Source organism: Anaplasma phagocytophilum (assembly GCF_023476575.1).
Classification (GTDB): Bacteria; Pseudomonadota; Alphaproteobacteria; order Rickettsiales; family Anaplasmataceae; genus Anaplasma; species Anaplasma phagocytophilum_A.
Window position 1 is genome coordinate 1 of the sequence record NZ_JAHLEX010000120.1, and the last position, 3,013, is coordinate 3,013.

Annotated in this window: 2 protein-coding genes; one reads left to right on the plus strand and one right to left on the minus strand. The window is 40.4% G+C overall.

Annotated features, from left to right (window positions below):
- Positions 1-323: 323 nt before the first annotated feature.
- Positions 324-1,634, minus strand: a complete 1,311-nt coding sequence (locus KPX09_RS04900) for a cbb3-type cytochrome c oxidase subunit I (protein ID WP_249549247.1) — start codon at positions 1,632-1,634, stop codon at positions 324-326.
- Positions 1,635-2,171: 537 nt separating this feature from the next.
- Here KPX09_RS04900 and pgsA point away from each other — a divergent pair.
- Positions 2,172-2,717, plus strand: a complete 546-nt coding sequence (gene pgsA, locus KPX09_RS04905) for a CDP-diacylglycerol--glycerol-3-phosphate 3-phosphatidyltransferase (RefSeq protein WP_249549248.1) — start codon at positions 2,172-2,174, stop codon at positions 2,715-2,717.
- Positions 2,718-3,013 lie beyond the last annotated feature (296 nt).

The window sequence follows — 3,013 nt, forward strand, 5'->3', positions numbered from 1 at the left end:
ACACTTCGTATAAATAAGTTACACAGCACTCTTTAATTACCTATCCACCTCGGCCATAATACATGGCACCCTCTTGAGCATGCTCATACTATAGCTATAATCTCTTTTCCAGATAAAAAGTGGGCCCCACGCGCCTGTCCACTTATGAGACGCTAGTACCAGTAGATTTAACCACGCAACACATAGTGTAATTTTTGATCTTTGCAAACTCACATCAATGATGCCAACTTCTCTTGCGCTGTTGCCTGGCATGATAATGAGTGGGCTTTTACAACGAAATGTCGTGTTTTACACAAAACATTCATAATGTACACTAAAGCTTCTTATACACTTTCTAAAGAAACACCTTTGCCCTGTTGTCCACGATAAATGCACATAAGTGCAAGAAATACAAATAAAAAGCCTCCTAATATTGCTAAAGCTCCGCCAAACGAAAAACAATGTTTCGCTATCTTCGAAGCAGTATCCGGCAAATAAGTAACCTTACGTAAGGCACCATAACCACCTAATAACTCCAAACCCGTTATGTGAAGTATTTGCCCTATGCTGTAAATACCTAGTTGAGCGTTTCGCCACTTGAGAGATACTTCCCTATAACCCAAACTCGGAAGTATGGTGTATACAAATCCCATAAATGCAGCTGTCATACCCACAACACAGCCGTGATAATGTGCAGGTATCGTCACAGTACCATGTATACTCAAAATCCCCAGTATGCTGCCATAGATGAACATAACCGTTGAATAGAGCAAGTGGCGGTTACTGCTTTGCATTATCGCTCTTGTATTACACAAAGCAAAAAATACCAGAAATAGCGGTATGACCCCTTCTGCAATGCGCATGTGCCAGGTAAAGAATGTCGCCAAAGCGTCAAAATCTGATGGATAGATAACATGCGAAGCCGAAGCTATAAGAATAGATGCAGTATTCAATAGAAACACCGTACCCAGTAAGTATGGATGTGTCATTTTGCAATTTTTCATCTCAAGCAGCAAAACCACAAGAAAAGCCTGACTGAAGACACCCTGTAGCATGTGTCCCGCACCCCAAAATATCTGTTCGTAGAAATATAAACGGTCTGCAGTGCTACTTGTAACAGCATGCGCCGAAGTGAAGCATATAAGAACCGCTGTAAGCATTGCAGATATCCCATATACCCCAGCTGATATAGGAGATGAAGTGAGAGCATTCCTGCGGTAGAGTAGAGGCAAAGTATTTAGTACGACACCCGCAAAAAATAAGGTTAAGCCTACAAAAAAAGTGCTGTTATCTATAACCGGTATGTAGTTACTCTTAATCGGTATAGAATTCTTGCTTATGGCTGATAGCGCTATAAGTACAGTACCCACTGCAGATAATCCCCAGGTATAGCTAAAAAATTTTGTTTTTTCCTGAACGGCCATGCTTATCAATATGGAAGATATAGAACATAGCCATACCAATACTGAAAAGTTAACGTGTATTACCAGAGAGAGGTCAAATATTCTATCTGATTCGGGAATCACAGATTTCAGAAATGGCATCCTGAGAAATACAATCAATATGGATAAAATACCCGATATACCCAAAGCATGAATAGCTACCATCAGCCATCCACGACACAGTTCCTTGTTAGCATTGTTAATCGCAACCATACACAGAGCTATGCGGTAAATGGGTATGGTACAAGTAGCCTAGCTGACATGCAAATAAAAAAGGTGGAAAACATCTAAAATTGCACATCGTACTCATAGAGGCGTTGGGTGTTCAGCAATATAAAGTATTAATAAAAGATGAATAATTAAATATATTTATGCCTATTTGAGAATTTCTAAGATCCATTTTTCAGAGCTAAAGCTTGACATGTAAAGGTTTCTGCTTCTAATCTTCCCCAGTACGTAGTTGGACTGGGATCTGTTACATGTAGAGTACCTCCTTGTGTGCGATGTGGCTCTTCTTAGGGAATAGCTGGAGTTTTTTGTCATGAACGGCGCAATGTGGAGGTGTCGTTCCAGCATCTCAGTTGAAATATCTTGTGGTCGATCTGCGTAATAAGTAGAGTTGACCTCGCTGTGTATGTACAATGGGAGCTCTATGTACATCGTGTTTTTACTACGTGAAGAGTTGGGAACAAGACATAGTTGTCTGATCACCAGCAAAGGGTGTTCTGTGAATTTTTGTAGGGTAGTAGCTTGAGGAAAATCTTTCCTAACTTGTTGACTATTTTTCGGGTACTAGCAATACCTGCAGTTGTGGCAAGCTTCTATATAAATTGCGGGGCGTGTGCGCAGTACGTAACGCTGCTCATTTTTATATTCGCTTGTGTCACAGATTTCTTCGACGGTTATCTAGCTCGCATGTGGGGTGTGCAGTCACGGTTTGGTAGAATATTTGACCCAGCAGCTGATAAACTCATAGTATTGTCTACTTTTGTGATGCTTATTTATACAAATAAAATCACTGGTATTCCCGTATTATTCGTAATAATCATCATGTGCAGGGAAGTGCTTGTATCGTGTATGAGGGAGTTTCTTATAGCAGCCAATATAAGTGTACCTGTAAGTGAAGTTGGGAAGGTGAAGACCGTCATGCAGATGGTTGCGACCGCATTGCTGATTCTTAACTGTGAATTTATTGTACGTTTAGGTGAGACATTTCTGTGTATCGCAGCCATACTATCTCTACATTCCATGTGCTTATATACACGCAACGCTATTATGGAAACGAATAAAAAATAACCTCACCAAAAAAATCTGCGCTGCCTCACCTAGAGTGCAATATGTCCTTCTTTCACAATCCCGTGATTGCTGTAATTCACAGCACACCAGTCGTAAACTTTTCGAACACATATTACAGTACTAAAGACAGCGCCTTAGAAGCCATTTATCACTCCTTTTCTAGTACAAATTCACACAACTATTTGTATGCACACACAAATCACTTGCTCCCCTATACCTCCTAGACAAGCAACACAACATGCCTACTGCATCAAACAGAATCCTGCTGGAAAAACAAAAAATATAAACCCGAAAGC

Bases quoted from the DNA above. Each gene is read 5' to 3' on its own strand.
- KPX09_RS04900 (WP_249549247.1), bottom strand. From the start codon at position 1,634: ATGGTTGCGATTAACAATGCTAACAAGGAACTGTGTCGTGGATGGCTG.